The organism is bacterium (genome assembly GCA_040753085.1).
Classification (GTDB): Bacteria; UBA9089; JASEGY01; order JASEGY01; family JASEGY01; genus JASEGY01.
Genome location: JBFMHI010000175.1, coordinates 1 through 5748, shown reverse-complemented (window position 1 = coordinate 5748; position 5748 = coordinate 1). Strand labels below are relative to the sequence as shown.

The window sequence follows — 5748 nt, the reverse complement described above, 5'->3', positions numbered from 1 at the left end:
CTGTGCCCCTACAAGGCAGTATGCCACGCCTTTACTTCCCTTCTGTCCCCAATTTGCTACTACACTCCAATTTCCGACTCCCCATCTTGAAATACCTCTTTGAACTCATATGGCTGAGTAGTTACCAATCTTCCGTAGGTTGAAACCTACGGCTAAATTCCTCTGCACCTTCGGTGCATAAATTAATTCCATTATTTTTCGGATAAAATCTGTTTCTACTCTGTTTTATCCGAAAATCTTCGACCTGTATCGCAAGCAATTCCCTTCAAACCTGAAAGGTTTGAATTTTACATAACCACAGGTGAAGCCTGCGGAAGGCGAAACAGCTACGAACATCTCAACCCTGAAAGGGTTGAATTCTATGCGATGGATAATATTCGACCCTTGCAGGGTCGAATATTGCGGTTGCGATTTATTTCCGTAGATTACATCTACGGCTATTTAAAATTCGACGCTTTCAGCGTCAGCAGTCTACAACCTAACCGCACGGGTCGAAAAATTTGCCCTAACTATCTTAAAACCCAAAAATTTTTTCTATTAGTTTCACAAAGGTAGGATTAGCAAAGGTTAGAGAAATAAGGGCAATGGCGATAAAGATATTAAGCTTAAAATTAAAACTCTTAAACTTCTCATCTGTAACATTAAATCTTTCCTCCATCTTGTTTTCAAGGGTCTTAAATCTTTCATCTATGACATTAAATCTTTCCTCCATCTTGTTTTCAAGAGCCTTAAATCTTTCATCTACGACATTAAATCTTTCCTCCATCTTGTTTTCAAGAGCCTTAAATCTTTCATCTACGACATTAAATCTTTCATTCATCTCATGTTCAAGGGTCTTAAATCGCTCATCTACGACATTAAACCTTTCCTCAAACAGGTCTTTCGTCACCAGTTCTTTTCTTAATTCATCTTGCAATTCAGTTTTTATCTGGCTCTTTTTTTCTACGATTACCTCTTTTGCCTGCTCATCAATTGCCTCGATTGCTGATTCTATTGCCTTAGCAAATATCTCTGCCTTTTGTCTTTGTCCTAATGCCTCTATTAATAAATCAAATGCTGACCGCGGTAAGGCATATGTCCTCATCTTTTTTGTCTCCTCTCTACCCAAGCTTAGAAATCTCTTTCAAGAAACATTTTTATCATAGTATATCTTCACTTTCCTGTCAATAACTTTTTTCGACCTGTGCGGTTAGGAATTATAAGCAATGAGTTAAAATTTTTCCTATACCCTGTCAAAGCTTGACTTTATAGAATATTATTATTTCGTAGATTGGAATCTACGGCTAAGTTCCTTTACGCCTTCGGCGTATAACTCGATCTTCAAGTTTTTTCGACCTGTGGAGTCATACCGTGGGAGCGTAAACCGCTAAAGCGGTTATAATTCCAGATGTTATCTTATTCTGTAACACCCTGATAAATCAGGGTGCTAAACTCAATAAACATGAAAATAACAATCTTAACCCCATTTACCCTGAAGGAGCCGATGGCTAAACTCACTAAATATGAGATTAGCACCCTGATTTATCGGCGTGAATCGGTAGAGAACAAGGCGGTTTCTTAATCATTGTTATCTTATCCTGTAATACCCTAATAAATCAGGGTGCTAATCTCAGTAGAAATGAGGGTATGATGAGAGTTCATTGTAGGGGCACGTTGCCACGTGCCCCTACAGTATAAGGGCGATTCGCGAATCGTCCTTGCAAAAGGAGGAGGTAGGGGCGAATAATTATTCGCCCCTACTAAAGAGAATCTACCCATAAATACTAACGTGACAAGGCAGTAGTTACCAAGATCTTACGGTATCATCTCCAGGTTATAAAAGGCCTCAAAATTCCCCGGATCAAGCAGGAGGGTTTTTTTCAGCTCGGCTTTGGCCGGACCGAACTCTCCACTATAAGCCAGACTAAGCCCAAAATTTAAATGATGCTCGGCTGAATGAGGGGCCAATCTTACGGCCTGTTGGAAACTCTTAGCCGCTTCTTTGAATCTCCTGGTCTCCAGATAGACCTTGCCTAACCAAAAGTAGCTCGAATCATCATAATGACCTGCCTTAATAGCCCGCTTGAGAGATTTCTCAGCCGCCTCCATTTTGCCCAAGTAGTAGCAGCATCTGCCTATCCCCACCAGACTCTCCACCTCATCTCCTTTTACTCTTAGCAGGTCATTATACTGATCAATGGCCGGCTCATAATCTGCCTCCTTTTCCAGAATCCTGGCCAGAGATAGCCGGTATTCTGTCTCTGCCGGTTCAATTCTATGAGCCATTTGATATTCCTTCCAGGCCTCATCCAATTGCTGCTGATCTTCATAGATTTGAGCCAGCCGGTAATGGGCCTCAGCCAAGTCCGGATTTATTTCTAAAGCCTCCTTAAAATCGGTTAAGGCCTTAAGCACCAAACCCTGGCTTTGGTAATATCTGCCTCTAAGGATAATAAGAGAGGCGGAAAGAGGATATATCTTTAGACCCTCCTGGATATCTTTCCAGGCATCTTCCAGGAAGCCGTTTTCTAAGTTATAACGTCCTCGCTGGTAATAAAACTCAATCGGTATCTCGGTAGCTAATTCAAACTGGCCCAGAAAAGACAGGCTGCCCCCGCCCTCTATTTTTTGATCTTTAAGCAGTAAGTAATTAAGCTGACCCGTTTCCCAGTAGAGAGATACAGGTGCGGAAAACTCCAGTAAGGGGAGATCATCGGTATTCAATAATTCACTCCCCCCAACCAGGTTTTCCACCTCTTCTTCCTTCAAGATAAAGCGGCCGGCTAATCTAAGAGGTGAGTGGCACTCTAGGCTCTTTAAATCCTGGAGGACGACCGGATTAGAGGTCATTCTTTCCTTTAAGATCCAATAGTCTATTTTAAGTTTCTGACTTGATCCCAGTAAAAGGTAATCGTGGCCCCCTCCTTGCCAGATAGTAACGTAGGGAAAATTCTTTTTAAGGGTCCTGATGACCATTTTAAGATCACGGGGGGCAAGGGAATAACCCTGAATCCGCTGACAGATAATCCCCTCGGGCTTAAGTCTGAATTTAACTAACCGGTAGAATTCACTGGTAAAGAGGGAAGCTGCCCCGGCTATCCAAGGATTAGGAGGGGTGGTGATGATACAATCATATTTATCCTTACTTCGCCAGAGGTAACTCCGGCCGTCTTCGATTATCATCTTCACTTTGGGATTATCCAGGCAGTGATGATTTTCAGGTGAAAAGAAAGAAGCGGCCTCTACTACGGCCTTCTCTATCTCGACACAATCCACCCTTCTTGTTTCTTCATAAGCGGCGGCCGCCCCTACCGTAACCCCGCTCCCCAGACCTATAATTAAAACATCTTCAGGATGGGGGTGAAAAAAGAGAGGTAGATAACCGAGCAAGAGTTGACTAATCATGTCACGGTCGTTGGAGGCATTGGTCTTACCATTTATCCTGAGGGAGGTCGTCTTTTTATGGCGATGAACTGAAACATTGCAATTCAGGCCTTCCTTGAAGTAAAGAAGGGGCGCCGTATAAGCCATTTCCTTAAAACTAAGCGCCGGAGATGGGGCGAGTCTGTCGGCATAAGGGGCCGCTCCCTTACTGGCTAGGTGGTAATCGTAAGCAGGTAGAAAGATTAAGCATAAAGCGGCCAATCCGCCGGTTAACCCTACCCTGACAGTTTTGGCTGCCCACCTTCTCTCCTGATCAGCCATAAAGATTATTATCCCTACCACCAGATTGATCCCGGCCGCCAGAAGTATTCCTGACCGAGTCCCTAAAAAAGGGATGATGAAAAATCCGCCGACTAAGGAGCCCAGGATGGCCCCTAAGGTATTGGCGGCATACAGGGTGCCGATGGACCGACCCAGGCTCGATATGGATGGGGTATAAACCTGGCTAAGGATAGGGAAGGTAGCCCCCATAAGGAGGGTCGGGAAGATCGTAACTAAAAAGGGGATGAAAAATTGAGCGGCCAGGAGCTTGTAATAGGAATGACCGGCCAGACCGAAGAGCGTTAAAAAAACCTGGGGGAGTTGGTTAAAGGTGCAAGTACTCAAGAGGGCAGATAGTCCTATGCCTACTTCGGCTGCGGCAAAAAGGGAAAGACCGACCTGGCGATGACGAAATAGCCAGACAAAGAGAAGGCTCCCGGCCGCCATACCCAGGATGAAGATGGTCAGCATGGTGCTAAAGGCATAGACAGAGCTTCCCAGTACCTGGTTTAAGATTCTGGTCCAGGTAACCGCATAGACCATACTGGCCAGTCCTGATAGGCCAAGGCCGATCAAAATTAGCCAATGGCGGATGGCGCACCCACTTTGTGGGTACCCGGAATGGCGGCTTAGGGGGGCTGTATCCTGGGTTCTGGGCTCTTTATACTTCCCCAGTCGGGAATTAAAGGAGACCACCAGTCCGGCTATGCCCAGGTTAATCACCGCCGCCATATAGTTAGTCCCAGCCAGGCCAATGAGCTGGAGCATAATGAAGCCCGCCGCCAAGGACCCCAGCGCTGCCCCCAGGGTGTTCAGGCCGTAGAGACAGCCAACTTTACGGCCCATCTCGCTCAGATTGCCGATAAAAAATCTGCTTATTACCGGTAAGGCGGCGCCCATTAAGGTAGTCGGGATAAGAAGGAGGCCAAAAGATACTAGGAAACGGGATAGAATGAGGGAATAAAAGGCAAGTCCGGCCAGACGGCCTGTGTATATGTAGTTAGCTGCCGAGAAAAGAGAGGGCATCAGGAGGGCAAAGAGGCCCAGGCTTCCAGCCAGCCAGGCATACATTTTCAGGGCCTTCGCTTCCGCCCGATCGATGGCCCTACCTCCCCAAAAACTTCCCAGGGACAGACCGGCCATAAAGGCAGAAAGAACCGTAATTATGGCCGGAACTGTGCGGCCAAAGATAAGGGTCAGCTCCTGTGTCCAGACGATCTCGGAGATAAGTCCGGTGGCCCCAGAGAGGAAGAAGCAAATATATAGGCCCCCTCTGATTTCACGAAGATCCTTGTCCTTGGCTTTTGTCTCTTTATTTACGGCCGGGGTTAATTCACTCAACTTCTTTCCCTATCAAAGAAAGGGTCCTTGCCGCTAATACTCAGCGGAATACCGTAAACGAGCTTAACTTCCTCACCCCGGCCAAGAAGTCTCAATCTTACGGCGGCTATGCCGATAGAATACATAATGCGGTTATCAACCCGATGATTAGCGGCCACTGAGACGGCCGAGCCAAGGGCAATGCCTAAATCACTGGCATTAAAGACACACATGCCATTCTTCTCCAAGCAAGCCTCACAGTTCTCGTAACCACAGAGTCCACATGAAAGTCCGGTCGGGGCTATTTTTGTCCCGACCAGGACCACCAGAAGAACCTTCTCTAAGCAAGCCGCATCTCTTTCAAAGTTCTGTTTTCTCTCTTGCCGCGCAATAGTCCTCATCTCGGTTACTAGCCTGTCTTTGCTCTCCTGGCCCACAATAGCCGCCACCACGTTATCTATCTCCTGCGTTTTAGGAGCAGTTCGGGCCGCCGCGCACATCAATTCAGCTACGGTCACCAGGGCTTTTCCCTCAGCTTCTTTACTGCTAATAATCATCTTTTACCACCTCCTATCGATTGCGGATTTCGGATTGCGGATTAAGTTCTTCAGTAACTATGTATCTACTCAAAATCAAGTTAAAAAAGTAAGCTCATTACAGATTATAGCGCTATGGGTTAAGTTTCATCTCCTTTTGTACCGACGACAGCGTTGGCATAAAAGCTTCCCCTCCCTTGATGGGAGG

At 46.1% G+C, this 5748-nt stretch carries 3 protein-coding genes; all 3 read right to left on the bottom strand.

Annotated features, from left to right (window positions below; all coding sequences use genetic code 11):
- Positions 1–514: 514 nt before the first annotated feature.
- Positions 515–1084: a hypothetical protein gene (locus AB1797_12770; GenBank protein MEW5768465.1), complete on the bottom strand. Its 570-nt coding sequence runs from the start codon at positions 1082–1084 to the stop codon at positions 515–517.
- A gap of 710 nt (positions 1085–1794) precedes the next feature.
- Complete coding sequence (locus tag AB1797_12765) at positions 1795–5025, bottom strand: fused MFS/spermidine synthase (GenBank protein MEW5768464.1); 3231 nt, start codon at positions 5023–5025, stop codon at positions 1795–1797.
- Complete coding sequence (locus AB1797_12760) at positions 5022–5561, bottom strand: DUF2148 domain-containing protein (protein MEW5768463.1); 540 nt, start codon at positions 5559–5561, stop codon at positions 5022–5024. Before AB1797_12760 ends, AB1797_12765 begins: the two co-directional genes overlap by 4 nt.
- Positions 5562–5748: the final 187 nt, after the last annotated feature.